Source organism: Williamsia muralis, assembly GCF_051487485.1.
Lineage (GTDB): Bacteria > Actinomycetota > Actinomycetes > Mycobacteriales > Mycobacteriaceae > Williamsia > Williamsia muralis_B.
The window spans coordinates 487,637-513,632 of the sequence record NZ_JAHVCV010000003.1 but is presented as its reverse complement, the minus strand read 5'-3'; the positions used below and the strand labels follow the sequence as shown (position 1 = coordinate 513,632).

26 protein-coding genes and 1 tRNA gene are annotated in these 25,996 nt (G+C 65.6%); 14 read left to right on the top strand and 13 right to left on the bottom strand.

What is annotated here, in order from left to right:
- Window positions 1-24: 24 nt before the first annotated feature.
- From KXR83_RS10795 to KXR83_RS10785, 3 genes are read left to right on the top strand one after another with little or no spacing between them, the layout of a single operon-like run.
- Window positions 25-372 carry a molybdopterin oxidoreductase gene (locus tag KXR83_RS10795; RefSeq protein ID WP_437424822.1) on the top strand — a complete coding sequence of 116 codons (348 nt, stop codon included), beginning with the start codon at window positions 25-27 and terminating at the stop codon, window positions 370-372.
- Complete coding sequence (nirB, locus tag KXR83_RS10790; protein ID WP_437424821.1) at window positions 372-2,846, top strand: nitrite reductase large subunit NirB; 2,475 nt, start codon at window positions 372-374, stop codon at window positions 2,844-2,846. Before KXR83_RS10795 ends, nirB begins: the two co-directional genes overlap by 1 nt.
- Window positions 2,843-3,160: a Rieske (2Fe-2S) protein gene (locus tag KXR83_RS10785; protein WP_437424820.1), complete on the top strand. Its 318-nt coding sequence runs from the start codon at window positions 2,843-2,845 to the stop codon at window positions 3,158-3,160. Before nirB ends, KXR83_RS10785 begins: the two co-directional genes overlap by 4 nt.
- A 102-nt stretch (window positions 3,161-3,262) precedes the next feature.
- Here the strand turns inward: KXR83_RS10785 and KXR83_RS10780 are convergent, their stop codons facing one another.
- The 6 genes from KXR83_RS10780 to KXR83_RS10755 all read right to left on the bottom strand — a co-directional run bounded on the left by KXR83_RS10780 (window position 3,263) and on the right by KXR83_RS10755 (window position 8,215).
- Window positions 3,263-3,571, bottom strand: a complete 309-nt coding sequence (locus KXR83_RS10780; protein ID WP_030162983.1) for a hypothetical protein — start codon at window positions 3,569-3,571, stop codon at window positions 3,263-3,265.
- A 22-nt stretch (window positions 3,572-3,593) separates the two neighbouring features.
- Window positions 3,594-4,886, bottom strand: a complete 1,293-nt coding sequence (gene mshC / locus KXR83_RS10775; RefSeq protein WP_437424819.1) for a cysteine--1-D-myo-inosityl 2-amino-2-deoxy-alpha-D-glucopyranoside ligase — start codon at window positions 4,884-4,886, stop codon at window positions 3,594-3,596.
- An 87-nt stretch (window positions 4,887-4,973) separates the two neighbouring features.
- Window positions 4,974-5,804 (bottom strand): SCO1664 family protein, encoded by an 831-nt coding sequence (locus tag KXR83_RS10770; protein ID WP_437424818.1) that lies wholly within the window; start codon window positions 5,802-5,804, stop codon window positions 4,974-4,976.
- Between the two features lie 6 nt (window positions 5,805-5,810).
- The gene (locus KXR83_RS10765) at window positions 5,811-6,476 is read right to left on the bottom strand and encodes a DUF3090 domain-containing protein (RefSeq protein ID WP_437424817.1); all 666 of its coding nucleotides are present in this window, start codon (window positions 6,474-6,476) and stop codon (window positions 5,811-5,813) included.
- Window positions 6,477-6,571: 95 nt separating this feature from the next.
- Entirely contained in the window at window positions 6,572-7,291 is a 720-nt protein-coding gene (locus KXR83_RS10760; protein ID WP_437424816.1) for a histidine phosphatase family protein, read from the bottom strand.
- 81 nt (window positions 7,292-7,372) lie between these two features.
- A complete protein-coding gene (locus tag KXR83_RS10755) occupies window positions 7,373-8,215 on the bottom strand; it encodes an undecaprenyl-diphosphate phosphatase (RefSeq protein WP_062798600.1) in 843 nt (280 codons plus the stop codon).
- 91 nt (window positions 8,216-8,306) lie between these two features.
- Between KXR83_RS10755 and KXR83_RS10750 the strand changes: the two genes are divergently transcribed.
- Genes KXR83_RS10750 through KXR83_RS10740 form a run of 3 tightly spaced genes read left to right on the top strand, consistent with a single transcriptional unit; the run spans window position 8,307 to window position 10,714 of the window.
- Window positions 8,307-9,338, top strand: a complete 1,032-nt coding sequence (locus KXR83_RS10750; protein WP_437424815.1) for a YncE family protein — start codon at window positions 8,307-8,309, stop codon at window positions 9,336-9,338.
- Between the two features lie 54 nt (window positions 9,339-9,392).
- Entirely contained in the window at window positions 9,393-9,608 is a 216-nt protein-coding gene (locus KXR83_RS10745) for a DUF5703 family protein (RefSeq protein ID WP_437424814.1), read from the top strand.
- Entirely contained in the window at window positions 9,605-10,714 is a 1,110-nt protein-coding gene (locus tag KXR83_RS10740) for a quinone-dependent dihydroorotate dehydrogenase (protein WP_437424813.1), read from the top strand. The genes KXR83_RS10745 and KXR83_RS10740 overlap by 4 nt, the downstream gene beginning before the upstream one ends.
- Here KXR83_RS10740 and KXR83_RS10735 read toward each other — a convergent pair.
- The 3 genes from KXR83_RS10735 to KXR83_RS10725 all read right to left on the bottom strand — a co-directional run bounded on the left by KXR83_RS10735 (window position 10,711) and on the right by KXR83_RS10725 (window position 13,535).
- Complete coding sequence (locus tag KXR83_RS10735) at window positions 10,711-11,253, bottom strand: YbhB/YbcL family Raf kinase inhibitor-like protein (RefSeq protein ID WP_437424812.1); 543 nt, start codon at window positions 11,251-11,253, stop codon at window positions 10,711-10,713. The genes KXR83_RS10740 and KXR83_RS10735 overlap by 4 nt on opposite strands.
- A gap of 48 nt (window positions 11,254-11,301) precedes the next feature.
- The gene (locus KXR83_RS10730; protein ID WP_437424811.1) at window positions 11,302-12,645 is read right to left on the bottom strand and encodes a M20/M25/M40 family metallo-hydrolase; all 1,344 of its coding nucleotides are present in this window, start codon (window positions 12,643-12,645) and stop codon (window positions 11,302-11,304) included.
- A 65-nt stretch (window positions 12,646-12,710) separates the two neighbouring features.
- On the bottom strand, window positions 12,711-13,535 hold the full coding sequence (locus tag KXR83_RS10725; RefSeq protein ID WP_437424810.1) for a hydrolase: 825 nt from the start codon (window positions 13,533-13,535) through the stop codon (window positions 12,711-12,713).
- A gap of 137 nt (window positions 13,536-13,672) precedes the next feature.
- On the opposite strand from KXR83_RS10725, the gene KXR83_RS10720 reads away from it, so the two are divergent.
- The 4 genes from KXR83_RS10720 (at window position 13,673) to KXR83_RS10705 (ending at window position 16,399) form a co-directional block, all read left to right on the top strand.
- A tRNA-Leu gene (locus KXR83_RS10720) sits at window positions 13,673-13,758 on the top strand.
- A gap of 88 nt (window positions 13,759-13,846) precedes the next feature.
- Window positions 13,847-14,413 (top strand): hypothetical protein, encoded by a 567-nt coding sequence (locus KXR83_RS10715; protein WP_437424809.1) that lies wholly within the window; start codon window positions 13,847-13,849, stop codon window positions 14,411-14,413.
- A 76-nt stretch (window positions 14,414-14,489) separates the two neighbouring features.
- On the top strand, window positions 14,490-15,917 hold the full coding sequence (locus KXR83_RS10710) for an SDR family NAD(P)-dependent oxidoreductase (RefSeq protein WP_437424808.1): 1,428 nt from the start codon (window positions 14,490-14,492) through the stop codon (window positions 15,915-15,917).
- On the top strand, window positions 15,914-16,399 hold the full coding sequence (locus tag KXR83_RS10705) for a DinB family protein (protein ID WP_437424807.1): 486 nt from the start codon (window positions 15,914-15,916) through the stop codon (window positions 16,397-16,399). Before KXR83_RS10710 ends, KXR83_RS10705 begins: the two co-directional genes overlap by 4 nt.
- On the opposite strand, the gene KXR83_RS10700 is transcribed toward KXR83_RS10705, so the two are convergent.
- Window positions 16,390-17,397, bottom strand: coding sequence for an oxygenase MpaB family protein (locus KXR83_RS10700; RefSeq protein ID WP_437424806.1), 1,008 nt, complete (start codon window positions 17,395-17,397; stop codon window positions 16,390-16,392). The two genes, KXR83_RS10705 and KXR83_RS10700, sit on opposite strands and share 10 nt — an antisense overlap.
- Window positions 17,398-17,510: 113 nt before the next feature.
- Here KXR83_RS10700 and KXR83_RS10695 point away from each other — a divergent pair, with 113 nt between their 5' ends.
- A complete protein-coding gene (locus KXR83_RS10695) occupies window positions 17,511-18,560 on the top strand; it encodes a nucleoside hydrolase (protein ID WP_437424805.1) in 1,050 nt (349 codons plus the stop codon).
- 96 nt (window positions 18,561-18,656) lie between these two features.
- On the opposite strand, the gene meaB is transcribed toward KXR83_RS10695, so the two are convergent.
- Genes meaB through KXR83_RS10680 form a run of 3 tightly spaced genes read right to left on the bottom strand, consistent with a single transcriptional unit; the run spans window position 18,657 to window position 23,812 of the window.
- Window positions 18,657-19,643, bottom strand: a complete 987-nt coding sequence (gene meaB / locus KXR83_RS10690; protein WP_437424804.1) for a methylmalonyl Co-A mutase-associated GTPase MeaB — start codon at window positions 19,641-19,643, stop codon at window positions 18,657-18,659.
- Window positions 19,644-19,656: 13 nt separating this feature from the next.
- Window positions 19,657-21,927: a methylmalonyl-CoA mutase gene (gene scpA / locus KXR83_RS10685; RefSeq protein ID WP_437424803.1), complete on the bottom strand. Its 2,271-nt coding sequence runs from the start codon at window positions 21,925-21,927 to the stop codon at window positions 19,657-19,659.
- A 1-nt stretch (window position 21,928) separates the two neighbouring features.
- Entirely contained in the window at window positions 21,929-23,812 is a 1,884-nt protein-coding gene (locus KXR83_RS10680) for a methylmalonyl-CoA mutase family protein (protein ID WP_437424802.1), read from the bottom strand.
- Between the two features lie 164 nt (window positions 23,813-23,976).
- Here KXR83_RS10680 and KXR83_RS10675 point away from each other — a divergent pair, with 164 nt between their 5' ends.
- From KXR83_RS10675 to KXR83_RS10665, 3 genes are all read left to right on the top strand, one after another.
- On the top strand, window positions 23,977-24,702 hold the full coding sequence (locus tag KXR83_RS10675) for a TVP38/TMEM64 family protein (RefSeq protein ID WP_437424801.1): 726 nt from the start codon (window positions 23,977-23,979) through the stop codon (window positions 24,700-24,702).
- Between the two features lie 141 nt (window positions 24,703-24,843).
- Window positions 24,844-25,425 carry a hypothetical protein gene (locus KXR83_RS10670; RefSeq protein WP_437424800.1) on the top strand — a complete coding sequence of 194 codons (582 nt, stop codon included), beginning with the start codon at window positions 24,844-24,846 and terminating at the stop codon, window positions 25,423-25,425.
- On the top strand, window positions 25,422-25,994 hold the full coding sequence (locus KXR83_RS10665) for a hypothetical protein (RefSeq protein ID WP_437424799.1): 573 nt from the start codon (window positions 25,422-25,424) through the stop codon (window positions 25,992-25,994). The genes KXR83_RS10670 and KXR83_RS10665 overlap by 4 nt, the downstream gene beginning before the upstream one ends.
- The last annotated feature ends 2 nt before the right edge of the window (window positions 25,995-25,996 follow it).

The window sequence follows — 25,996 nt, the reverse complement described above, 5'->3', positions numbered from 1 at the left end:
ATCGAGTTCACGTTTAGTGACGGCATGTCCAGTACTCCGAAGTTCTTGCAGGGTGTCTTCTCGTTCACCGGTACCGGATTGACCAAGGCAGCGCCGTTGGACCCTTCTCTGACGTATCAGGTGCCGCCCGGGATGACCGTTCAACCGCTGTATTTCCGGGGAGGAAACAGCAGTTCAGAACTCGTCTACGTGGCGTTGCACCGTGATCAGCAGCCGATGAGATGGTTCCCGATGGGAGCAAGGGCATCGGTCAACGTTCCGTTGCGCGTCGTGGAAGACGTGGATCCGGACAGCTTGCTCGAGCTCGTCTTCGCCGCGCCCGAGGGGTGCAGCGGCGAAATCGTCGTCGACTTCGGATTCGTGGAGTTCTGATGGAACGCCTGGTGGTGGTCGGCAACGGGATGGCAGGCGCGCGAACCGTGGAAGAGATACTCGAGCGCGGTGGGGGGACGCGATTCGAGATCACGATGATCGGCGACGAACCGTACGGCAACTACAATCGCATCATGCTCTCGCACGTACTCGCGGGTGAGAGTTCCATCGACGACGACGATCTGATGCTCAACCCGATGGCCTGGTACCGGGAGAACGACGTCAAGCTCTATGCCGGTGACCGCGCGGTCGCGCTCGATCGCTTCGCCAAGACCGTCACCTGCGAGAGCGGCCGCCTCATCGATTACGACACCCTGGTGATCGCGACCGGCAGCAACACCTTCTTCCCGAACATGGACGGCCTACGGGCAGCCGACGGGCACCTCGCCCGCGGCGTGTTCGGGTTCCGCACCATCGAGGACACCAACGGCATGTTGCAGATGGCGTTGTCCAGGGACGGTATGCGGGCAGTGGTGATCGGTGGCGGACTCCTCGGCCTCGAGGCGGCCTACGGACTGCGGACACAAGGTATCGACGTCGACGTGGTGCACTCCCCCGGTCACCTGATGAACCAGCAATTGGACGAACGCGGCGGCCGGGTGCTGCGCAACAAGATCGAAGAACTCGGTGTCGGGGTCTACACATCCAAGCGCACCACCGCTGTGCTGCGCGACGACGAGGGCCGGGTGACCGGAGTCGGTTTCAATGACGACACCTCGCTGCCGGCCGACATGATCGTGGTGACCGCCGGCATCAGACCCAACGTCGAGTTCGCTCGCCTCGGCGGACTGGTGGTCGAGCGCGGAATCGTCGTCGACGACCAGATGCGTTGTGAGGACGAAGGTTCCATCTACGCGGTCGGCGAATGCTGTCAGCATCGCGGCGAGGTCTACGGTCTCGTCGCACCACTGTGGGAGCAGGCGGGTGTGCTCGCAGACGTACTGACCGGAGCCGATCCCAAAGCGGCCTACCACGGTTCGCGTCTGACGACCAAGCTGAAGGTGGCCGGAGTCGATGTCGCGGCCATGGGTGTCAAGGGTCCCGAACGCGATACGGACGAGTTCGTCCAGTTCTATGAACCTCGCAGCGGCACATACAAATCCGTTGTTGTGCGAGACAACAAGCTGATCGGTGCGATGTTGCTCGGCGACATCAGCAAGGTCAGCTTTCTCACCCAGGCCTTCGATGAGAAGGTGCCGCTACCCGACGAGCGCATCAGCATGCTCTTCGACATGGGCACACCCAGCGCCGCGACAGGTGCAGCCGAACTGGCCGACGAAGTACAGGTGTGCAACTGCAACGGCGTCACCAAAGGCGACATCGTGGCGTGCGTGCATGCCGGGGCGAAATCGGTCGGCGAAGTGGTTGCGAAGACACGCGCCGGAAAGGGTTGTGGCTCTTGCAAGGGCCTGGTCGCCGATGTCGTCGCCTGTGCCGCGGGCGGAGCGCTGGCCGAAGACCCGTCTGCGGACTGGTACGTACCTGCCATTCCGCTGAGCAAGCCCGAGCTGATCGAACAGATCAGGGAACGCAATCTGCGATCGGTGTCGGCGATCCTCGCCGAACTCGCACCCGATGGCGAAGACGTCACAGCCAAGATGCCACTGGCATCTCTGCTCCGCATCATCTGGGGCAATGAGTGGGAGGACGAACGCGGCGCGCTGTTCATCAATGACCGCGTGCATGCCAACATCCAGCGCGACGGCACCTTCTCTGTTGTGCCCCAGATGAAGGGCGGTGTCACCAATCCCACCCAGCTGCGCAAGATCGCCGATGTGGCCGACAAGTACGACATCCCGATGATCAAGGTGACCGGTGGACAGCGGATCGACCTGCTCGGTATTCGCAAGGAAGACCTGCCCAAGGTCTGGGAAGACCTCGACATGCCCTCGGGATACGCCTACGGAAAGAGCTTCCGGACGGTGAAAACCTGTGTGGGAACCGATTTTTGCCGGTTCGGTCTCGACGACTCCACCGGCCTCGGGATTGCGATCGAGGAGCGCTACCAAGGGCTCGAGTCGCCCGCCAAGCTGAAACTGGCGGTCACGGGGTGCCCACGCAACTGCGCCGAAGCGCTGTGTAAGGACTTCGGTGTGGTGGCTGTCGGTGATGGCCGTTGGGAGATCTATGTCGGCGGGGCTGCCGGTGCCCACATCCGTAAAGGTGATCTGCTCGCGACCGCGAACGGGGCCGACGAGGTCATCCGCATCTGCGGCGTTTTCATCCAGTACTACCGCGAGACGGCCAAGTGGCTCGAACGGACCTACGCATGGGTGCCCCGAATCGGCATCGAGGAGCTGCGGGCGATCCTGATCGACGATCGTGATGGCATCGTCGACGGGTTGCTCGAACGTATCGGCATGTCCATCGCGGCCTACAGCGATCCGTGGAAGGAGCGGTTGGCACCGAAGTCGCCGGCACAGTTCACTCCGGCCCTGCCGCTCATCAAGCTGCCTCTGGTGCCGGTCCGATGAGCGCGCCCGCATCCACGGCGGTGGGCCCACTGAGCGACCTCACAGTCGGAGAGGGCCGGGCCTACGTGGTGGACGGCAGCCAGGTGGCCGTCTTCCGGATGTCGGACGGCACTGTGCGGGCGTTGGGCGCGGTCTGTCCGCACCGCGGCGGGCCGATCGCCGACGGCCAGACCGACTCGACGAAGGTGATGTGCCCGTTGCACCAGTACACCTTTTCGTTCGAGGACGGCAGATGCACCAACAGCGACGACATCGAAGCGCTACCGCACTACCGAGCCGAGGTCAGAGACGGGATGATCCACGTGTGGGCCTGATGGCCGTCGATCGGGCCTCTGGTGCGAACGAGGGCCAGGTCGGCAGCGCTGGCGGCACGGTCGACGGGTTTCAGGGCACGGTTGGCGCGGTGTCCGGTGGGGTCAGGAGATCCGCTCGATCGAGACGACCGGTGTGGTGATACGCCAGGTACGCACATCGGGGTCGTCCGCGGCGCGCACCCAGAATTGCGCCGACTCTCCGACCCGGCACGACTTCACGCCCAGCAGAGGGATGTCCTCGGAGTCGCGGCGCAATCGACTGACGGCCCAGTCCTCGTCGTCGGTGCCACCGACGCCGGGAGCCCGTAGCAGGGTCATCTCACCGAAGTCCAGCAGATAGGTCGACGTGCGGGTCACCACGGTCCAGACGCCATCGTCGGTGCTGGGATCGATCTCTCGAACGTTGGCCACGGAGGGAACCTTACCCAAGCCGTCAGCGGGATTCGCTGTCGGTGAGAACAATTGGGGACCCTTCGGCCCCGGTGTCGGTGAGTGGGACCCCGAGGAGGGCGTCGACGGCGGCACCGAGATCCGCAGGCGCGGAGGCGACACTGCCCAGACCGTCGAGACTGTCGGCCGCCCAGGCATCGATCGCCGCAAGAGCCTTGGGCGTGTCGAGGTCGTCGGCGAGGTGCTGACGTAGTCGCTCGATCGTCGGGGCGGCGTCCGGTCCTGCGCTGCGCTGCACGGCACGACGCCACCGGTCCAGGCGCGCCGTCGCCTCCGCGAGCACGTCGTCGGTCCAGGCGCGGTCTGTGCGGTAGTGCCCGGCCAGCAGGCCCAGTCTGATCGCGGCCGGATCGACCTGTGCCGCCCGCAGTTTGGACACGAAAACGAGGTTGCCCCGCGACTTCGACATCTTCTCGCCGTCGAGTCCGATCATTCCCGTGTGCACATAGTGCTTGGCGAATCGGCGGACACCCGTCAAAGCCTCTGCGTGCGCCGCGGAGAACTCGTGGTGCGGGAAGATCAGGTCGTTGCCCCCACCCTGCACATCGAACTCGGCACCGATCCGGTTCAAAGCTATTGCGGCACACTCGATGTGCCAACCCGGGCGGCCACGGCCATGCGGTGAGTCCCACGACGGCTCGGACTCGCGGGCGGCACGCCACACCAGGGCGTCGAGGGGATCGCGCTTGCCCGGACGATCGGGGTCACCGCCGCGTTCGGCGAAGAACCGCTGCATCGTCTGGTGGTCGTAGCCTGATTCGTATCCGAATTGCTCTGTGGCGTCGGTGCGGAAGTAGATGTCCGGGTATTGCGGATCGTCGACGATGTAGGCGGCGCCTGAGGCCAGCAGCTTGTCGACCACCTCGACCACCTCGCCGACGGACTCCACCGCACCGATGTAGTCGCGAGGAGGAAGCACCCGCAACGCGGCCATGTCTTCTCGGAACAGGTTGATCTCGCGTTGACCGAGATCCACCCAGTCGATCCCATCGCGGTTCGCTCGTTCGAACAGGGGGTCGTCCACGTCGGTGATGTTCTGGACGTAGTGGACATCGTGACCGAGGTCGCGCCACACACGGTTGACGAGGTCGAAGGTCAGGTAAGTGGCTGCGTGACCCAGATGTGTTGCGTCATAAGGTGTGATGCCGCACACATACATGGTCGCCGTGGGGCCGGGGCTCACCGGACGCACCTGACGGTCGGAGGTGTCATAGAGCCGTAGAGCCGGCCCTCTACCGGGTACTGGCGGAACGGCGGTGTCAGACCACGACTGCATGACAACACCTTAGGGCGGGGACGGGGGAAACCGATTTCTGGGCCGAACTTGCGCTCGGGTAAAGCGGGCCAGGCACGGCGACGGCGCTCAGAACGCCGGCCAGGGAATCGGCCTGGACCTGTTCGCGTCAGGCATCACGGGGTCACCGAGCATGACGGCCGCACGCATGGCCAGGGCCTCGATCTCGGCTGCGGTGATGAGCCCGCTGAGCATCTCCCGAAGCGGTGAGGTCTCCTCTTTCAGCGCGTCGAGCAGGCCGCCGACGTCGTCGAGGAGGTGCGCCGGGATGTTCTCGCCTGCCCAGCCCCACAGGACCGTGCGGAGCTTGTCGTCGCTGTGCAGGCAGATGCCGTGATCGACGCCGTACACCTGACCGTCGAGGCCTTCGAGGACGTGCCCGCCCTTGCGGTCGGCGTTGTTGATCAGCACGTCGAGTACGGCCATCCGTTGCAGGCGCGGGTCGTCGGCATGCACGAGCACCACGTCCTCGCCCCGGGCGTCGATGGCCGACAGGATCACTTTCCAGCCTTCCGGAACCAGGTCCGGCGAACAGAGGTCGACCACGTCGAGCCGCGTGGGCAGTCCGTCGCTGGGCTCGGGGGTGTCGATCCAGCGCTGCACCATCCCGGGGCCGAAGGGTCCGTCACGCAGCAGCGTCACCGGGATCACCGACCATCCCAACGCCTCGGACACCAGGTACGACGCGACCTCCCGGCCGGCCAGCGTGCCGTCGGGGAAGTCCCACAGCGGTTGTTCGCCCCGCACCGGCTTGTAGACGCAGCGGACCGAGGTCTCCCCGACCACCGCGTCGCACACGAGTGTGGCGTTGCTGGCGGACCGGATCTGCCCGATCAGTTCGAGGTCGCCCTCGGCGAGCACCTCTGCCACATCGACGGGTTTCTCACTGGGTGCTGCCACCGTGGACTACCGACCCGGCTCGTCGCCGGAGGCGGGACCGGGGTCGTCGCCGGGTTCGTCGTCCTCGATGCCTTCGAGGAGGTCTGGATCGATGAACTCGAGTGAGGGGCCGAACTCGGTGTCCCGGCGGTATCCGTTGGTGCGGACGCAGATGTGCCCGGCGTTGTCGAGCGGTTCGCCGCAGAACGGGCAGGGTTCGCGTCCGGCAGAGATGACGCGGCTCGAGCGGGTCGCGAACTCACGCGCGGCGCCGGTGCTGAGGAACACGCGGACGGCATCGGGCCCGTCCTCGGTGTCGTCGAGCACCACACTCTCGTCGAACTCGCCCTCGGTGATGGCCAGGAGCTCCACCACCACGGCCTCGGATTCCGAATCCCAGCCGAGTCCCATCGTGCCGACCCGGAATTCGGCATCGACCGGCATGACGAGCGGGCTGAGGTCTTCGACCCGGGACAGTTCCGCGGGCAGTGGCGTGCCGAAGCGGCGGTGCACTTCTTCGAGCAACGCGCCGATCCGGTCGGCGAGTATCTGGACCTGCTGCTTCTCGAGCATCACGCTGATCACGCGTGTCTCGTGGACAGCCTGTAGATAGAAGGTCCGGTCGCCCGGTTGGCCCACCGTTCCGGCGATGAAACGGTCGGGACTACGGAAGACGTGTATCGCTCTGGCCATGGCACCTCCCTTTTCCGAGTTCGATTATCCCCATTTGATGGCGGTTCGCCCACGACACGAGGCCGCCGCTGGATGCCGCCCACGCGCCGTGGCGGTCAGGTGCCCGTCGAGCCACCCACCACCGCCTCGTCGGACTGTGGTTCGCCGGAGTCGGAGGGTTTCTGTTCCGCTGTTTCGCTCGGTTTCGGCGCACTCGGGATCGACGGCAGCGTGGAAGTGCAGTTCACCGCGTGTACGTACGGCCTGGCCAGGCTGTACCGGATCACACTCATCGACGCGGGCTCGACCACGATCCGCTGGAATGCGTCGAGATGCATGCCCATCGCGTCGGCCAGCACCGCTTTGATGACGTCGCCGTGCGTGCATGCGATCCACACACCGGCGCCGTCCTCGCCTGCGAAGCTGGCGTCCAGTTCACGAACTGCCGCCACGGCGCGCGACTGCACCTGCGCGAGCCCCTCCCCGCCCGGGAAGATGGCCGCGGACGGTTGTTGCTGGACCACGCGCCACAGCGGTTCGGACAAGAGCTCCTTGATCGGCCGCCCCGACCACTGGCCGTAGTCGACCTCCACGAGCCTGTCCTCGACGATCTCGGGACAGCCGAAGTGCTCGACAAGTGGCGCAACGGTCTGCTCACATCGCTGCAGGGGTGATCGGACGACGGCTGCGAGTCCGCTGAGCCCGCCCAGTCGTTCGATCAATGCGGCGGCCTGGGTGCGGCCGTGGTCGTCGAGGTTCACGCCCTCGGTACGACCGGCCAGGACCCCGGAAGTGTTGGCCGTCGACCGACCATGGCGAAGCAGAATGACCGTCACACGAATCAGCTTAGGCGGACGAGGGCACTGCGCCCGGTTGCGGACGCAGCGTCGAACAGGAACAGATTCTGATGAAGGGACTCAGGTGGCACTGATCGCCCCGCCGGCGAGTAGACCCATGACGACCAGTCCGAGGATGATCCGGTAGGCGACAAACCAGTTCAGGGAGTGGTTGGCGACGAACTTCAGCAGCCAGGCGATCGAGGCGAAACCGATGACGAAGGCGACCAGGGTGGCGACCAGCAGCTGTGGTCCACTCGCCTGCATGCCGTCGCCACTCGGGCTGAAAGCATCCGGCAGGCTGAACAGCCCCGACGCGGTCACGGCCGGGATGGCCAGCAGGAAGGAGAAGCGCACCGCAGCTTCTCGCTCGAGGCCCAGGAACAGTCCGGCGCTCGAGGTGGCACCGGAACGGGAGACACCGGGGATCAGAGCCAGGCACTGCGCAAATCCCATGACAAGACCGTCGCGCCGGGTGAGTTGTTCGATCGGTCGTTTCTTGGCGCCGTACCGTTCGGCCAGAAAGATCACCAACGAGAAGACGATGAGCATGGTGGCGATCAGCCACAGGTTGCGTGCGCCGGTGCGGATCTGGTCTTTGAACAAGAAGCCGAGGACGCCGATCGGAATGGTGGCGATGATCACATACCAGCCGATCCGATAGTCGAGATCCCGGGCTTCGGGGCGGCGCAGGCCGCGGAACCACGCCGCGATGATGCGGACGATGTCCCGAGCGAAATAGACCAGCACCGCGGCCTCGGTGCCGAGCTGGGTCACCGCCGTGAACGACGCGCCGGCATCGTCGCCGAACCACACCTCCGAGACGATGCGCAGGTGGCCGGAGGACGATACGGGCAAAAATTCGGTCAGGCCTTGCACGGCACCCAGGACGATCGACTGGGCCCAGCTCATCGAGTCGGTCACGGCAGCCGATGCTACGGGACGTGCGGCCTCGCTCCTGTCCAGCGACGCGCACTCCCCCCGGCCGTCCATGCCCCGGTCGTCAACGAGCAAGATGGTTCCCATGAATGTGCGCGGCAGAGGCCTGATCGTGGCAATGGTGGTCGCGGCACTCGTGGTGGCGGGTTGCTCGGATTCGGAAGAGACTCCGGACGTCCCGACTATCACCCCGCAGACCCCGATCGCCGCACCCGCGGCAGATGGGTCCGATCGGCCCGCCGGCGTTGTCGTGCCGGTACCCGGAGCCGGGACTGCATTGGCGTTCTGCCCGAGCACTTCCCAGCTCGCGCTGCTGTCCGACGACGGGCGGACGGTTCTCTTCTATCCCACCGCCGGTCTGGCACCCGGGAGTGCGCCTGCTCGCACAGTCACCTTGCCCGACAGGGCATCCGGGTTCGGAACGTTCAGCGGTGGGAAGCTGCAGGTGCTTGTCGCCGACGCGATGTTGACCGTCGATTCGGCAGACGGCGCGATCACGACCACCGACGTGCCGGGAACCCCGTTGTCGTCGTTGCTGAGCTCGACCGGGGAAACCTTCATCGGTACCGAGGGTGGTGAAGTCCTCCGCGTGGACGCCCAAGGCGCGGTCACGGGGACGATCGACGGACTCGTCCGGGCGGATGCACTCGCCGAACACGACGGCCAGGTGGTTGTTCTCGACCGTGCGCAGTCGTCGGTGACCGAACTCGACTTGGCGGATGACGACCTCGGGGTCGCAATCCGTGCGGGCGATGGTGCGACGAATCTCACGGTCGATCGCTTCGGGCGTTTTCTGACCACCGACACCCGCGGAGGTGAGTTGCTGGCATTCAACGGCGACCCGTTGGTCAACAAGTTCCGCTATCCGGTGGCCTTCGGACCGTACGCCGTAGACTACGACGACATCCACAACCTGGCGTGGGTGAGCACCACCGGAAACAACAAGGTCACCGCCTACGAGTTGTCCACCGGAACACCGGTTCAGCAACGCCAGTTCCAGACAGTCGGGCAGGCGAACTCGATGGTGGTTGACCCGAAGACGGGAACGGTGTATCTGCTCTCGGCCCGTGGTGAGGGTCTGCAGATCATCGGCCCCGACCAGCAGTGAGGTGACTTTCGATTGGCAGGTAAGCGCAACCGTGGATTTCCGCGGGAATGGGATATGTCGGCAGACGACTACGAATACGTCCCCCTGCGCCTCCCGCCCGACGTGACGCGGGTGACGGCATCGATGCGGCTGTCGATTCAGGCGGAGTTCGGGGGGTGGGAGCTGTCGCGGGTGCGGTTGTATTCGGACGGTAGCCGCAAGGTCCTGCTCCGTAGACGCAGGCCGAAGCTGGCGCCGACCGACCTTCCCGACACCGGGTTGAGCGCGTGATCGAGTCGCTCTATCGGCGGCTTTATCCGCTGCTCCTCACACTGATGTTCCGTGTACCGGCAGAGCGGATCCACCGCGTCGCGGCGGCGATCATCATCTTGGTCGGCCGGGTCAAACCGCTTCGCCTCCTCGCCGGTCGCGTCTTGATGACCCACGATCCGGTCCTGCGCTCGCGCGTCTTCGGGATCGACTTCCCCGCGCCTCTCGGGTTGGCCGCGGGATTCGACAAGAACGCGGAAGGGATCGACGCCTGGGGCGCCCTCGGCTTCGGATTTGCCGAGATCGGTACGGTCACCGGAGCTGCTCAGCCCGGAAACCCGGGACCCCGGCTGTTCCGTCTGCCTGCCGACCGTGCGCTGATCAACAGGATGGGCTTCAACAATCATGGGGCGGGCGCGGCAGCCAACCTGCTCAGACAACGCAAGACGACAACGACGATGGTGCCCATCGGTGCCAACATCGGCAAGACCAAGGTTGTCGCGGCCGACGATGCGGTCGAGGACTACCTGATCAGCGCTCGACTACTCGGACCGCTGGCGGACTTCCTCGTCGTGAACGTCAGTTCGCCGAACACGCCGGGACTGCGGGATCTTCAGGCCGTGGCCTCGCTGCGGCCGCTGCTTGCCGCGGTACAGGAGTCGGTGGACATTCCGGTGCTGGTGAAGATCGCCCCCGACCTCGCCGACGACGACATCGACGAAATCGCGGACCTGGCAGTCGAATTGGGGCTGGCGGGCATCGTGTGCACCAACACCACCATCAGCCGGGACGGGTTGGCCACGCCTGCGCATGAGGTCGAGGCGATGGGCGCAGGTGGGTTGTCGGGCGCTCCGCTCGCGGACCGCTCGCTCGAGGTCCTACGCCGACTGCACGCCCGGGTGGGCGGCAGCTTGACGCTGGTCAGCGTCGGCGGCATTGAGACGGCAGATCAGGCCTGGGAACGCATCCGGGCCGGTGCGTCGCTGATCCAGGGTTACACCGGCTTCATCTACGGCGGTCCGTTGTGGGCCAAGCACATTCATCAAGGACTGGCCGACAAGGTGCGCGCTGCCGGGTACACCTCGATCACCGAGGCGGTCGGCAGCGCGGCACCCTTGTCCGACTAGTCCCCGGCCGGCTGCTCGTGCGTGCCGTGAATCACGGCACGTCCGATCGCATGGCTGAACAGATTGAATCCGAGGTAGGCCGGCGTCGCACCCTCGGGCAGTCCGAGGCTCTCGACATCCACCGCGTGCACCACGACGAAGTACCGGTGCGGGCCGTGCCCGGGTGGCGGGGCGGCGCCGATGAACCGCGGCGCCGAGGCGTCGTTGTTGAGGGTGACGGCTCCGGACGGAAGTGACCCGTCGGCCCCATCACCGACGCCGGCGTCGAGCGACGTAACCGACGCCGGGATGTCCGCGACGGCCCAGTGCCAGAATCCCGACGCGGTGGGAGCATCCGGGTCGTACACGGTGACTGCGAAACTCTTGGTGTCCTCCGGGAAGCCGGACCAGCTGAGCTGAGGCGAGACGTCCTCGCCGCCGGCTCCCATGATCCCGGAGACCTGCGCCTTGCCGAGTGGTGCGCCGTCGGTGATGCTCTCGGACGTCAGGGTGAAACCGGGCAGATGAGGTAGTGCGTCGTACGGGTTGTAACTCGACATGTCGTTCGCGTCCTTTCCGTAGGGGTCAATCCTTGAAGCGTGTGGCGATCAGCTGTGGAGCAAGAAGTGCTCGAGGACATCGGTACCGAACAGAACCGACTCCACCGGTACCCGCTCATCGATTCCATGAAACAGCGCGGCGAAATCGAGGTCGGTCGGCAGTTTCAGCGGAGCGAAGCCGAAGCACCGGATACCCAGGCGTGCAAAGGCTTTGGCGTCGGTGCCGCCGGACAGCATGTACGGCACGGTGCGGCCATCGGGATCATGGGCCAAGATCGCGTCATTCATCGCATCGACGAGGTCGCCGTCGAACGTGGTCTCGTACGAGTCGAGTTTCGTGACCCATTCCCTGGTGACCTGTGGCCCGATGAGGGCGTCGACCTCGGCTTCGAAGGCAGCCTGACGCCCGGGCAAGACCCGGCAGTCCACCACGGCGGTGGCTTTCTGCGGGATTACATTGGCCTTGTACCCGGCATCGAGCATCGTGGGGTTGGCCGTGTCCCGCAGGGTGGCTCCGATGATCCGGGCGATCGAGCCGATCTTGAACAGGGCGGTTTCCAGATCCGGTGTGTCCGGATGCAGTTCGAGCCCGGACTCCTCCGACACCGCGGCCAAGAACTCCGACACCGACTCGGTCATCACCAACGGGAACGTGTGCCTGCCCAGCCTCGCGACAGCCTCGGACAAGATCGTGACGGCGTTGTCGTCGTGCAGAAACGATCCGTGGCCGGCTGTTGCCGTTGCCGTCAGCCGCATCCAGGCGATGCCCTTTTCCGCCGTCTCGACGAGATACAGGCGCTTCTGTCCGCCGTCGGGCCGGTCGACGGTGAGAGAGAAACCGCCCACCTCACCGACAGCTTCGGTGACCCCTTCGAAGAGATCGGGCCGGTGTTCCACCAGCCAGTGCGAACCCCACTTGCCGCCGGCCTCTTCGTCGGCGAGAAAGGCGAACACGATGTCGCGAGGAGGAACGGTGCCGTCGCGTTTGAACTGCCGGGCAAGGGCCAACGCCATTCCCACCATGTCCTTCATGTCGACCGCGCCCCTGCCCCAGATGTAACCGTCCTCGACAGATCCGGAGAACGGATGGACGCTCCAGTCGGCAGGCTCGGCCGGTACGACATCAAGATGGGTGTGCAGCAACAACTTGCCTCGGGTGGAGTCGCTGCCGGGCAGGGTTGCGAAGACATTGCCCCGGCCGGGCTGGCCCGATTCGACATACTCGGTCCGGTAGCCCACTTCCTCGAGTTGCTGCTGCACCCAGCGGGCGCATTCTTCCTCGCCCTTGGTGGTCTCGAGCTCACCGGTGTTGCTGGTGTCGAAGCGGATCAGCCTGCTGACCAGGCCGACGACTTCATCGGTTGCGGAAGGAGTGTCGGTGTCGGGGCTCACCTGCTCATTCCTATCATCCTGACGACGTTCGGACCGGGCGCTCAGCGGAGTCGATGAGTCGAATGTCAGGTCAAATGGTCGAAATCGCCCCGCACCCAACCGATGTGGCGTTGCGCCGAGTGCTGGACCGCGGTGGCCGCATCGGCGGCGATGAACTCGGCGAAGTTTCCGTACAGGCGGTCGAACCGGAACCTCCCGAGGTCTCGGGCCAACCGGTCCACCACCGCCGCCGACAGTGGGATGCGGTTCGGATAGCTACGCATGAAGGACACGGTGGCCCGGTCGGGATTGGGCAGGACGGTGTCTCCGGAAAGCAGCACGCCGCGCCCCTGCGCTCCGGCACCCCAGTACGCCACGGCACTGCCGGGGAAATGCCCGCCCGGTTGCGCGAGTGTGACCCCCGGCAGGACTCCGAGGTCACCACTCCAGGATTCGATGACCGGGTCCGTCCGGGCCAACCACTCGAGATCGGCATCGGCCACCAGGACCGGTACCCGCCCCAGTGCGTGGCTCCACTCCACCTGGACACCGAACATGTGCGGATGACTGGCCACGATGGCCACCACATCTCCTCGATCGCGGACTGCGGCAACCGACCGCTCGTCGATGAAGCCGGGGGGGTCCCACAACAGATTTCCGGCCTGGGTGCACAACAATTTGCTCCGCTGACCGATCCCGACTCCCGGTATGGCGCACAGCTCGTGGAGCCCCGGTTCGAGTTCTTTGATCTCGACGTGATGGCCTTCCGCCGTCAGCTCGGCGAGAGAGACCCACTGTTGCCCACCTGGCGGTACGTATTGGCGCTCGTCGGCACAGATTCGGCACGTCTGTGGTCGCTCGCTGCCGTGCTCGACGGCGCAGGTACGGCAGATCACCGTGTCCAGGTCCATGAGACAGATTGTTAGCACCTTGCCCGCATCGGTAGACCAGAATCGTCTCGCGATGGTCGTGTCCTGGGGATTTGGGTTGCGGGCCGGCAGTCGGCTAATGTTATCCGGCGCTGGCAGGTTGACTGTCGGCGTGACTGGTCCGAGTGGCGGAATGGCAGACGCGCTAGCTTGAGGTGCTAGTGCCCTATTAACGGGCGTGGGGGTTCAAGTCCCCCCTCGGACACACTTTGCCGGTACAGCGTGATGCTGCACCTGGCTGTCGATCGAAAAGCAACTATCGGCGCACTCGCGCACGGCCTACTGTGCTGGGCATGGATCAATCCGCGTTTTATGGCGTCGTGGCGGCCACCAACTTCACACTGCTGGGTCTCTGGTGGGTCGCGGTCAAAGACCGCGACGACCTCACCGGCCGAGACGGCCGCGGCAGCAACCTGGCGTATCTCGTCTCGCTGCAATTTGTTGTCGCCGCCGCGGTCTCGTTGTTCGCGCAGGTGGCTCCCGAGATCACCGCCGTGTGGCGCACCGGCTTCTCGGTCGCCGGACTCATCGGTGCCATCGGGATCGCAATGCTCGCGGTGCAGTTCCGCACGCACACAGAGGCGAAGGTGATGCCTTGGGTGCTCGGCGGTGCGGGTGTGCCGCTGTACGTCTTGGTGTGTGTCGTCGCCCTGTTCCCCGACGTGGTCGGTGCGATGAATCTGAGCCTGTCCCCCATCGAGGCCGAAGGACTGCTGCTGTCGATCATCGTGGTCCTCGGAGTCCAGGAAGCCTGGTTCGTCACGATGACGCCTCCGCGGGCGCTACCGACCGACGACGGTGCCGGGGAGGCGGGCCCCACCGGCACCACCGTCCCCGGAGTCGCCGCAACTGGGCGCTGACTGCCACGCTCGGCCGGAAGCGGAGGGACGTATCGCGGCGGTCAGGGTGGTCGATCGAGCGCACTACAATACTCGGGTGCACGCCGACCCCATCGATCCCGCCGACCTGGCGGTCTTCCACCGTGTCCTCGACCAGGTGACCGAACTCGACGCAGATCATCCTGATTCGATCACGGTCCAACGGGCCGTGGCCTTGATGTTCAAGCGAGCCAAACGGCGCCGCAAGAAACAGGCTCATCAGACCCGACTCGACGCCGACCGGAAGGTGCTGGCGGCCACCGCGACGGGTTCGCCCGACCGCATCGACGACGAGACCGCCGGCCTACCGCTGACGGGTGCGCCCGGCAGCACCGCCGGAACGCTCATCCGCCCCCAGCCGTGCTACATCTGCAAGCAGGACTACACCCGGGTCGACGCGTTCCACCATCAACTCTGCCCACGATGCGCGGCCGCCAACCGCGACAAACGCAACCAGCACACCGACCTGAGCGGGCGCCGCGCGCTTCTCACCGGTGGCAGGGCAAAGATCGGCATGTACATCGCGCTGATGCTGCTCCGCGACGGTGCCGACCTCACCATCACCACCCGGTTCCCCAAGGATGCCGCCCGGCGATTCGCCCGGCAGCCGGACGCCGACGAGTGGCTGCACCGCCTGAGCATCGTCGGTATCGACCTCCGCGATCCCGCACAGGTGACAGCGCTGGCGGATTCGGTTGCGGCACAAGGACCTCTCGACATCCTCATCAACAACGCCGCACAGACGGTCCGGCGCACCCCCGGCGCGTACAGTTCGCTCGCCGACGCCGAACGAGCACCGCTCACCGGCCCCGCGGCAGCGGTACCGGTGCTGACCATGGGCGACAGCAGTGAGCTGCATCCACAGTCGCTCGCCTCAGGCGGCGATTCGGATTCGGCGGCCAAGGCGCTCGCCTCCCTGGCGATGACCGCGGGATCTGCGGCTCCCGCACGCATCGCAGACGGAACTGCCATCGACGCGGGCGGATTGCTGCCCGACCTGGTCGACAGCAACAGCTGGGTGGAGACAGTCGACCAGGTGGACCCGCTGGAGTTGCTGGAAGTCCAGCTGTGCAACAGCGTGGCTCCATTCATCCTGCTGTCACGGCTCACGCCGGCCCTCCGTGCGTCGACGGCACGACGCAAGTATGTGGTGAACGTGTCGGCGATGGAGGGCATCTTCTCGCGTGGCTATAAGGGGCCCGGCCACCCCCACACCAACATGGCGAAGGCGGCGCTGAACATGCTGACGCGCACGAGTGCCGGCGACCTCTATGAGGACGGGATCCTGGTGACCGCCGTCGACACCGGGTGGATCACCGACGAACGGCCACACACCAGCAAGATCCGACTGGCAGAGGAGGGCTTCCGTGCTCCCCTCGACCTCGTCGACGGAGCGGCCCGGGTGTACGACCCGGTGGTGCAGGGCGAAGCCGGCATCGACCTGTACGGCTGTTTCCTCAAAGACTTCGAGCCGTACCCGTGGTGACGTCGGGGCAAGACGACGCCGAAAGCCGTCTGGCTGCACCGACTCTGGCGATCACCGGTGAGAGCCTGTCGTCGATGACGGAAATCCTGAAGAGCCTGGGAGACGAGCTGGCCAACACCAGACCGGATCTGCCGGGCGCGAACAGTCCCTACGCCATCGTGTTCCACTGTGTCGGCGTGATCGAGCACTGGGCGGGGTCGGTCATCGCCGGCCTGAGGATCCCGCGGGACCGCGCCGCCGAGTTCACTGCCACCGGCCGGGTCGATGACCTGATCACCCGGGTCGATGATGTTCGTGCGCGTCTGCCCGAGTGGGTGGATGTCGCACTACGCGAAGGCATTCGCGATCGGACCGTCATCGGTTCCACCCGTCCGGAGGTCGCAACCGCCACCCCGGAGTGGGTGTTGACCCACGTGGTGCGCGAGCTGGCCCAGCACCTCGGCCAGCTCGAGCTCACACGCGACGTCCTTCGTCAGGCGTGATCTTTACCGACTTTGTATGCGGCACCGCCTAATTCGCGCTTCTTCATCGCCTGGATGGCGGCGTGGTGGCGGCGGGCGTGGTACGCCAGCGGGAAGTAGGTCAGTCGCTCGGGCAGCACCTTGTACGAACCACGGATCACGGTGTGCATCCGCTCGAGGTCACGCTGCTCGCGGTCACTCCACGTGAGGCCGAGAATCTCGCGGACGCGTGGATCCATCACCCCGACCGTGGTCAGGTAGTTCAGGTTCTGAACCGGTGACATGGCGAACTTGGCGGCCTTCTTCGCCGCCGGTCGCAGCGCGGCCGGAACGGAGTCGGGAATCGGGGGCGCTTCGCGCATCTGACCGATCAACTCCAGCGCGACCTTGTGCGCGACCAGCTTGTTGTTGACGAAGTCTTCGTAGTACTCGCCGAACTCCTCGATCGTGGTCGGGTAACCCTTCATCGGCACCTGCACGATCTTGGCGATACGACGGTTGTCGCGGAAGATCTCCTGCTTCTCCTCGGCGTTGAATTCCCGGCCGATCAGCAGTGGTCCGGCCTTGATCGTCGTGGGATATGCGGTGGCGATGACCCACTGGTACGCCTCGGGATTGAGTGCGCTGATGTGTTTGCCCTGCGAGTTCTTCATCTGCAGCGGCTGGTGCATCCGGCGCAGTCTCTTGCCTTCTTCGATCGCTTCCTGCCCGCCGTAGATCCAGCGGAGAACAGAATCCACCGACCGGATCGCCCGCCCCGCGGGGTCGGTGCGAAACACCGAGTACTTGTCCACCACGTCACCGATCACCGGGAGCATCACCTGCATGACAAAAGCCGCGCCGTTGACCGGCAGGAAGGTGAAATGTCCGGTCAACTCGGCGGTGATCGAGTCCTGCGGGATCAGCTCGATGTCGCCGTCGATGTTGTTGATCAGAGAATCTTCGCCTTCACCGGGCGCAGCGATCCGGGGACGTGCCGGCGCGGCAGTGTTGGTCGGAACGGACTCGGCAATCGTCATCGGAAACCTTCCATCGGGAAACGCTTGTGATCAGATTAGCACCAAAACGAGAACACGTGCCAGTTCCGGCACACTTTCTCGGCACCATTCCGGCCATCCACTAGGGTCATCGGGTGGTTACAGTCCCCCTGATCTTCGATTGCGACACGGGCATCGACGACTCGCTGGCCTTGCTCTACCTGCTCGCCCATCCGGCCGCAGATCTACGTGCTGTCCTGTCGACCGGGGGCAACGTGCCGACGGATGTGGTGTGTGGGAACAACCTGGCGTGGCTCGAACTGTGCGGCCGGGACGACGTCGAGGTGTGTCTCGGAGCACCAGGCCCACTCACCGGGTCGCTGATGACCACCGAGGACACCCACGGGCCGCTGGGGATCGGTTACGCGCAGTTGCCGGCGCCCACGTCGTCCCCCTCACATCGCGATGCGGCCGACGCCTGGATCGAACTCAGCGAAGAACATTCGGGTGACCTCGTCGGTCTCGTCACGGGGCCCCTGACCAACCTTGCGCTTGCCATCCGGCGCGATCCGGCCCTGCCGACCCGGCTGCGGCGGCTGGTCATCATGGGCGGGACGTTCCATCACCCCGGTAACACAACGCCCACGTCCGAATGGAACATCGCCGTGGATCCGGAGGCAGCAAAAGAGGTGTTCGCGGCATTCGGTGTGGATGGTGCCCCACGGCCGATCATCTGCCCGCTCGATCTCACCGAGACGATCCGGATGACGCCGGACCACCTGGGTCGCCTGGCCGCGCTCGCCGAGTCGAGTCCCGTCGAACAGCCGGGACCCGATGATGAACCGGGGGTCCGGTCGGTTGCGAGCAATGTTGTCGTCCGGCATCTGGTCGACGCCGTCCGGTTCTACTTCGAGTTCCACGAGGCCCACGCCGAGGGATACATCTGCCACATGCACGACCCGTTCGCGGCCGCGGTTGCGCTCGATCCTGCTATCGCGCGTACTCGGCCCGCGTGCGTGGACGTGGAGACCGAGGGTGCTCTCACACGTGGGACGACCATTGCCGACGAACGGCAGTTCTGGGGTAGGGAGAACAACGCGGACATCGCCGACGGAACCGATCCCGAACTGTTCTTCGATGCGCTCATCGAACGCGTGGCGGCGTTTGCGGTGACGGTGCAGCGGACGCTGCCAGCGCCTCCCTGATCCTGGTCGCCGACTGAATTCGCTCCGGTTGCCTACGCGCGCGCCTGTTGTAAGTGGTGCGTTCGCGGGCAGCAGGAGCGGATTTGGTTCCGACGACTAGCCGTCGAACGCCTCGACGATCCTGGTCGCGGCCAGCGCCGGCGTCAGGGTGCCGGCCCGTACCTCTTCCTCGATCCGGCCACGGATCCCCCGCACTGCCTTGCTCGAGTCCAGTCGGCGGAGCAACTGGTCGGTGACCATCGACCACATCCAGTTGACCTGCTGCTTGTTGCGCCGAGCCTGGAACTCCCCCGCTTGCTGGAGCACGTCCTTGTGCTTGAGGACAGTCTCCCAGAACTCCCGGACCCCGACATTCTCCATCGCACTCATGGTGAGCACCGGAGGCCGCCAGAGGGCGTCATGTGGCGACAGCAACCGGAGCGCACCCTGGAGTTCTTTTGCGGCACTGCGCGCCTCGCGTTGATGCTTTCCGTCGGCCTTGTTCACCACCACGATGTCGGCGAGTTCGAGCACGCCTTTCTTGATGCCCTGCAAGGAATCTCCCGTGCGGGCGAGGGTGAGAAAGCAGAAGACGTCGACCATGTTCGCGACGGTCACCTCCGACTGGCCGACCCCGACGGTCTCCACCAGGACCACGTCGAAGCCCGCCGCCTCGAGCAACACGATGGTCTCGCGAGTGGCCTTGGCGACGCCGCCGAGCGTTCCCGACGTCGGTGATGGCCGGATGTAGGCGTTCGGGTTCACCGACAGCCGACCCATCCTGGTCTTGTCGCCGAGGATCGACCCGCCCGTGCGTGTCGACGACGGGTCGACCGCCAGCACCGCAACCTTGTGGCCCTGCTCGATGAGGTGCATGCCGAGCGCTTCGATCGTGGTGGACTTGCCGACTCCCGGCACGCCGGTGATGCCGACACGATAGGAATCGCCCGAGTCGGGGCCCAGCGCCAGGAGCAACTCTTGTGCCTGCGCCCGGTGATCGGCCCTCGTCGACTCGACCAGAGTGATGGCTCGAGCAAGATCGGGCCGTTTGTCTGCGCGGATGGCGTCAGCCAACTGCGCCAGATCCAGTGGTGGTCTGGCCATACCTATGAGTGCCTCAAGACGCCAGCTCGTGCCCCAGTTCGGCGGCCAGCTTCGTGATCAGCTCGACCGCCGAGTCGGCGATGACCGTTCCCGGCGGGAAGATGGCTGCGGCGCCGGCGTCATAGAGCTCCTGGAAATCTCCCGGCGGGATCACGCCACCGACCACGATCATGATGTCGCCGCGCCCGACCTTGGCCAGCGCGTCGCGCAGCGCCGGCACCAGGGTCAGGTGACCCGCGGCCAGCGACGAGACCCCCACGACGTGAACGTCGTTGTCGGCCGCCTGCTGGGCGACCTCGTCGGGGGTCTGGAACAGGGGGCCCACGTCGACATCGAAGCCGAGGTCGGCAAACGCGGTGGCGATGACCTTCTGGCCGCGGTCGTGGCCGTCCTGCCCCATCTTCGCCACCAGCACGCGGGGACGGCGCCCCTCGGCCTCGGCGAACTTCTCGACGATGTCGATCGCCGCGTCGATGTTGCTCACCTGTCCGGCCTCATGTCGGTACACCCCACTGATCGTGCGGATCTCTGCCTGATGGCGACCGTAGACCTTCTCGAGCGCTTCGGAGATCTCGCCCACGGTCGCCTGATGCCGCGCCGCCTCGATCGCCAGCGCCATCAAGTTGTTGTCCATGCCGCCCTTGTCGTCGGCGGCGGCGCGGGTGAGGTTTGCCAGCGCGGCCTCGACCGCGTCGGAATCCCGGTTCGCGCGAAGCGTTTTCAGCTTCTCGAGCTGTTCTCCGCGCACCTTGGAGTTCTCGACCTTGAGGACCTCGACCTCTTGGTCCTCGTCGACCTGGTATTTGTTGATGCCGATGACGGGCTGTTGACCCGAATCGATCCGCGCCTGGGTACGGGCAGCCGCCTCCTCGATCCGGAGCTTCGGGATCCCCTCGTTGATGGCCTGGGCCATCCCGCCTGCCTCTTCGACCTCGGCGATGTGCGCGCGGGCCTTGTTGGCCAGCTCATGCGTCAGCCATTCCACGTAATTCGAACCCGCCCATGGGTCGATCGGCCGGGTGGTGCCCGACTCCTGCTGCAGCAGCAGCTGGGTGTTACGCGCGATCCGGGCCGAGAAGTCCGTGGGCAGCGCGAGGGCCTCGTCGAGGGCATTGGTGTGCAGCGACTGGGTGTGGCCCTGCGTCGCGGCCATTGCCTCGATGCACGTCCTGGCCACGTTGTTGAACGCGTCCTGTGCCGTCAGCGACCAGCCCGAGGTCTGCGAATGTGTGCGCAGCGACAGCGATTTGGCGTTCTTCGGATCGAACTTCGCGACCAGCTCACTCCAGATCAGCCGGGCGGCCCGGAGTTTGGCGACCTCCATGAAGAAGTTCATGCCGATGCCCCAGAAGAACGACAGGCGCGGCGCGAACTTGTCCACGTCGAGGCCGGCTTCCATGCCCGCCCGGATGTACTCGACACCGTCGGCGAGGGTGTAGGCCAGCTCGAGATCGGCTGTGGCCCCGGCCTCCTGGATGTGGTAGCCGGAAATGGAGATCGAGTTGAAGCGCGGCATCTTGGTGCTGGTGTACTCGAAGATGTTCGAGATGATCCGCATCGACGGTTTCGGCGGATAGATGTAGGTGTTGCGCACCATGAACTCTTTGAGGATGTCGTTCTGGATGGTCCCGGCCAGCTTCTCCGGGGGAACACCCTGCTCCTCTGCGGCCACCACGTACAGTGCCAGGATCGGGAGTACGGCACCGTTCATGGTCATCGACACCGACACCGAACCCAGATCGATACCGTCGAACAACTGACGCATGTCGAGGATGGAGTCGATCGCCACGCCCGCCATCCCGACATCACCGGCCACTCGTGGATGGTCCGAGTCGTAACCGCGGTGGGTGGCCAGGTCGAAGGCGACCGACAGGCCCTTCTGGCCGGCAGCGAGGTTACGGCGGTAGAAGGCATTGGACTCTGCGGCGGTCGAGAATCCGGCGTACTGCCGGATGGTCCACGGCTGGTTCACGTACATCGTCGGGTACGGCCCGCGAAGATACGGAACGGCACCGGGCACGGTGTCCAGCGGATAGGGGTGCTCGCCGTCGGTGGTGATGGCATCACGGTCCGAGCGGGTGTACAACGGGCGGACGTCGATCTGCTCGGGGGTGGTCCACGTGACCTGCTCGGTCGAATAGCCATGTGCCTGAGCGAGATCGGCCACGAGTTGATCGCTGTCTCCCGGTGCCGCGACCGCGGCCTGTCCCGCCAATGGGACGTCGGCGAAACTGTTCGGCACCCCGGACGGCGCGGTGGTCGACTTGTTCTGAGTACTGGTCATGTCAGCTCTCCGCCTCGATCGTGTCCAGCAGTTCTGTCAACGTCGAGATCGCGTCGATCCCGATCTGCAGGTACCCGTCCGGCGCGTTCTGCTCATCAGTCCACGCCTTGGCGGGGCCCGCTAGCAGGACGGTGTGGAATCCGGCCTCGCGAGCGGCCGCGAGGGCGCCTGCGCCGTCGCTCTCATAGCGCGGGTTGGCCGCGCAGAGGACCGCGACAACCGGATCTCCGGACGTCGCCCTCGCGGCAGCAATGGCGTCGGCGGTCAGCGGTCCCGGATTGATCGACTCGATGCCGCCGGCCGCCAGCAGGTTCGCGATGAACGTCGTACGGGCGTTGTGTTCGGCGACCGACCCGAGTGGGAGCAACATGGCGAGCGGCCGTTCTCCGTGGGATGCGAGAAACGCATCGGAACGATCACGCAGACGCTCGAACGGCCGAGCGGTGCGGGCCAGATTCGGCGCTGCGGTCGGCAGGTTGACGAAGTCGGCCGAACCTGGTGTGGTGAGCGGCTTCTCGGCCAGGTTGGGGAACTCGTTGATGCCGGTGAGCGAGGTGGTCCGGTGGGCGACGGCCTCATCTCGGGCGGCCAGGGAGATGGAGACCTGCTCGGCGATCCATCCGTCGTCGAGGGCCTTTTGATACCCGCCCTTGGCCTCGATCTCCTGGAACAGTGCCCACGCCGATGCAGCGAGGTCGTCGGTGAGCGACTCGACGAACCATGCACCACCTGCGGGGTCGAGCACCTTTGCCACGTTCGACTCCTCGATGAGGAGCAGCTGGGTGTTGCGTGCCATCCGGCGGGAGAAGCTCGGGCTGGTGGTCCGGTCTGCCGGTGGCAGCGCCACGTCGAAGGGCAGCACGGTGATCTGGTCGGCACCGCCGACTCCGGCGCCGAAGGTGGCCGTGGTCACCCGCAGCATGTTCACCCAGGGGTCACGCTGACTCATCATGCTCAGCGCGGTCACCCCGTGGGTCACCGCTCCCCCGGCCTCGGGTGCTCCGCTGACCTCGGCGACCCGTCCCCAAAGGCGGCGGATCGCGCGGAATTTGGCCACCGTTCCGAATTGGTCGTCGGTGGCCGACAGTGCGAACGTCAGCTGGTTCAGGGCCTTGTCGACAGCCAGTCCGGCCGCGGTGAGGGCCCTGAGGTACTCGACGCCGGCGGCGGTGACCAAAGCGAGTTCTTGCACATCGGTGGCGCCACCGAGGGCGAAGTCGGTGCCGTCCACGCGGATGGACCGCACGGCCGCGCCCGCCGATGCCGCCACCCCGATCGCATCGGCGAGTGCAACCGCCGGACGCCCGGAGAACGCGGCAGTCAGAGGTGCGAGGCCATAGGAGCTGACCGTGCCGACCGTCGCGGAGTCCGGGAGGAGCGGCTGAAGGACCTGCGCGGCCTCGATGCCCGCGGCACCGGCGTCGAGTGTGACCGGGACCAGGTCGAGGTAGACGCCGTCGAGAACAGCGGCGAGATTCTTCGGAGCGATGGCAGAGTCACCGACCGTGAGCCACAGTCCGCTGGCCCCGTTGTTCAGCGCCTCCAGAATCGCCTGGTTCAGGGCCGCCGGATCCTGGGGCTCGCCGACCGGGTCGCCGAAGCGCTCGGTGACACGCCACCCCATGTTGACGTCCCGGACGCGGTCGCTGCCTCGGACGAACGGGTAGGACCCGGGCAACCCGGGCTCGTCGAGTTGGTCGCGCCGCGTGTAGAGCGGCTTGATGGTCAACGCATCCGGGGTGGTGGTCGACAAGAGCGTCTCTGGGGTGTCGCGCAGATCGGCGACGTCGACGCGCTTGGACTTCGCGAGCACCTGTGCGGCGGAGTCGGACCATTGCTGGTAACTGGACTCCAGGTCGTTGAGGTCTGGTCGGGTATCCGGCATTCGGCGTGAGCCCTTCGATCTGCTTGTGACGTCGTGATCTCTATCGCATCTTGAGGTGAATCGACACTATCCGATCGAACGCTCGGCCCGGTACGGGGAGTCGGTGCCCGGACAGTGGCGTCGCGCACATCTTCGCGACTTTTTTCGCCCGTATCCTTGAGACCGTGAAATTCAGTGGCCGGCTCACCGGGCGAACCGCGGTGATCCGGGCGCTCGGCGGACTGGTGGTGGTGCTCGCCGTCCTGCTCGGCGCCTACCTGATCCCCTTGCCCTCGGTGGGCAGGCTGCGAGACTGGGCCGACTCGTTCGGGCCGAACTTCGTCTGGATCTTCTTCATCGCCTATGCCGTCATTGCGATCGGACCCGTACCGCGCTCGGCGTTCACGGCAGCATCCGGTTTGCTGTTCGGTCCACTGGTGGGTTTCGTCGGTGCGATGCTGGCCACCATATTCGCGGCTTTGATGGCTTTTGTACTGGTCAGACGCTTGGGACGAGAACGTATCCGGCCTTATCTGCGCCACCCGGTCGCGCGGTCGGTGGAACTGCGCATGGAACGCCGGGGATGGCTTGCGGTCGGGTCACTCCGACTGATCGCCGCGTTTCCGTTCTCTGTCACCAACTACGTCGCAGCTCTGTCTGCCATCAAGTTCGTGCCCTATGCGCTCGCCACGGTGATCGGTGTGGCACCGGGAACAGCTGCCGTGGTGATCCTCGGCAATGCTCTCGCGGGAGACGGCGATCCGGTCATGCTGGCATTGTCGGCGGGCCTGTTCAGCCTCGGCGTCTTCGGTCTGATCCTCGACACGAGGCTGTCGGTGAGGGAACCCACCGATGGCGATGTGGAGAACACCGACAAGCCTGCAGGTGAACTCTCGAACCGTGCTGGTTGAGCGAAGGTGGCTCCTGCCCCAAGGATGAGCTCACCGAGGGCCGCCGTCCGACAAGGCTGAGAACGGAATTCCTTGAAGTAAAGGCTTCTGGCTTGATACCCTCAGATCAAGGTTATGCACTTGATACGGACGGGATGCCCGATGTACGTCGTCACCATCGACCAACGGCACAGCCGACGAGAAGCCGACCGGGTACCCCACGCGCTGCAGTCGCTGACCCACATCCCGGTCATCCGCCCGTTCGATCGAACCGCGGGAGATGAGTTCCAGGCGGTACTCGACGACCCCGCCGCAGTCATCGACACCGTGCTCACCCTCGCCGAAGAAGGTGGGTGGAGTATCGGGGTCGGAATCGGCACCGTGGAACTCCCGTTGCCGTCCATCACTCGCGCCGGGCGGGGGCCCGCGTTCGAACGCGCACGCGACGCGGTCAACGCCGCGAAGACCAATCCTTACAGCGTCGCCGTCGTGGGGCCGGATCCGGCGCCCTGCACATACGCCCAGACCGGGCTTCGGTTGCTGGCCCGCACGATCGCCGGACGGTCGGATGCCGGACACGCCGCGGCCCGTCAGATGCGTTCGGGACAGACTCAGTCGGTGGCTGCTGCCACACTCGGGATCACCCCGCAGGCGCTGTCGCAGCGATTGCGTGCCGCGGACTGGTACATCGAGGAGGAGACGCGTTTGCTGGCCATACATCTACTGCAGTCGGCACATTCATGATCATCGCTGCGCTTGTCCTGCTCGGGGTCACCGCGGTGCTGCCACTGGTCCTTGCTGCAGCGCCGATCGGCCATCGGACCGGTCCGAACCTCATCGCCGCGGTGGCCACGCCCTTGGCTCTCGGCGGGGTGGCGGTGCTCGCCCTGCTCGCGGATCGGGCCTCCGGCGCGGCCGCGGTGATCACCTACTGCCTCACCGTTCTGGCCGCGGTCACCGGCGGCACCTTGCTGGTTCGCGGCGCCTTGCTGCTCGGGGGCATAGAGCCGTGGCAACTGGACGCCCGGCCACCGGAACCGGAGGCGGCAGGCTCCGGAGATGCACCGGAGCCACCAGCGCCGACGCCACTGCGCGGAGGACGCGTCATCGGATACCTGGAGCGAATCGCGGTGGTGGCAGCGCTGGGTCTGCGATGGCCCGAGGCGATAGCAATAGTGCTGGCGGTCAAGGGACTGGGTCGCTATCCCGAACTCCGCGAACCGGGCGCCGCCGAACAGTTCATCATCGGGACGTTGGCATCGGTGCTGTGGGCTGCCGCGGTGGCCGGCACCGGATATCTACTGCTGCACTGAGA

What these genes read in the sequence shown, in the direction of transcription:
- KXR83_RS10725 (WP_437424810.1), bottom strand. Translation starts at nt 13,535, where the DNA reads ATGGACCTGGACACGGTGATCTGCCGTACCTGCGCCGTCGAGCACGGC.
- KXR83_RS10795 (WP_437424822.1), top strand. Translation starts at nt 25, where the DNA reads ATGTCCAGTACTCCGAAGTTCTTGCAGGGTGTCTTCTCGTTCACCGGT.
- KXR83_RS10670 (WP_437424800.1), top strand. Translation starts at nt 24,844, where the DNA reads ATGTACGTCGTCACCATCGACCAACGGCACAGCCGACGAGAAGCCGAC.
- mshC (WP_437424819.1), bottom strand. Translation starts at nt 4,886, where the DNA reads ATGCAGTCGTGGTCTGACACCGCCGTTCCGCCAGTACCCGGTAGAGGG.
- scpA (WP_437424803.1), bottom strand. Translation starts at nt 21,927, where the DNA reads ATGACCAGTACTCAGAACAAGTCGACCACCGCGCCGTCCGGGGTGCCG.
- KXR83_RS10715 (WP_437424809.1), top strand. Translation starts at nt 13,847, where the DNA reads ATGGATCAATCCGCGTTTTATGGCGTCGTGGCGGCCACCAACTTCACA.
- KXR83_RS10665 (WP_437424799.1), top strand. Translation starts at nt 25,422, where the DNA reads ATGATCATCGCTGCGCTTGTCCTGCTCGGGGTCACCGCGGTGCTGCCA.
- KXR83_RS10765 (WP_437424817.1), bottom strand. Translation starts at nt 6,476, where the DNA reads ATGGCCAGAGCGATACACGTCTTCCGTAGTCCCGACCGTTTCATCGCC.
- KXR83_RS10785 (WP_437424820.1), top strand. Translation starts at nt 2,843, where the DNA reads ATGAGCGCGCCCGCATCCACGGCGGTGGGCCCACTGAGCGACCTCACA.
- KXR83_RS10735 (WP_437424812.1), bottom strand. Translation starts at nt 11,253, where the DNA reads ATGTCGAGTTACAACCCGTACGACGCACTACCTCATCTGCCCGGTTTC.
- KXR83_RS10700 (WP_437424806.1), bottom strand. Translation starts at nt 17,397, where the DNA reads ATGACGATTGCCGAGTCCGTTCCGACCAACACTGCCGCGCCGGCACGT.
- KXR83_RS10750 (WP_437424815.1), top strand. Translation starts at nt 8,307, where the DNA reads ATGGTTCCCATGAATGTGCGCGGCAGAGGCCTGATCGTGGCAATGGTG.
- KXR83_RS10745 (WP_437424814.1), top strand. Translation starts at nt 9,393, where the DNA reads ATGTCGGCAGACGACTACGAATACGTCCCCCTGCGCCTCCCGCCCGAC.
- nirB (WP_437424821.1), top strand. Translation starts at nt 372, where the DNA reads ATGGAACGCCTGGTGGTGGTCGGCAACGGGATGGCAGGCGCGCGAACC.
- KXR83_RS10680 (WP_437424802.1), bottom strand. Translation starts at nt 23,812, where the DNA reads ATGCCGGATACCCGACCAGACCTCAACGACCTGGAGTCCAGTTACCAG.
- meaB (WP_437424804.1), bottom strand. Translation starts at nt 19,643, where the DNA reads ATGGCCAGACCACCACTGGATCTGGCGCAGTTGGCTGACGCCATCCGC.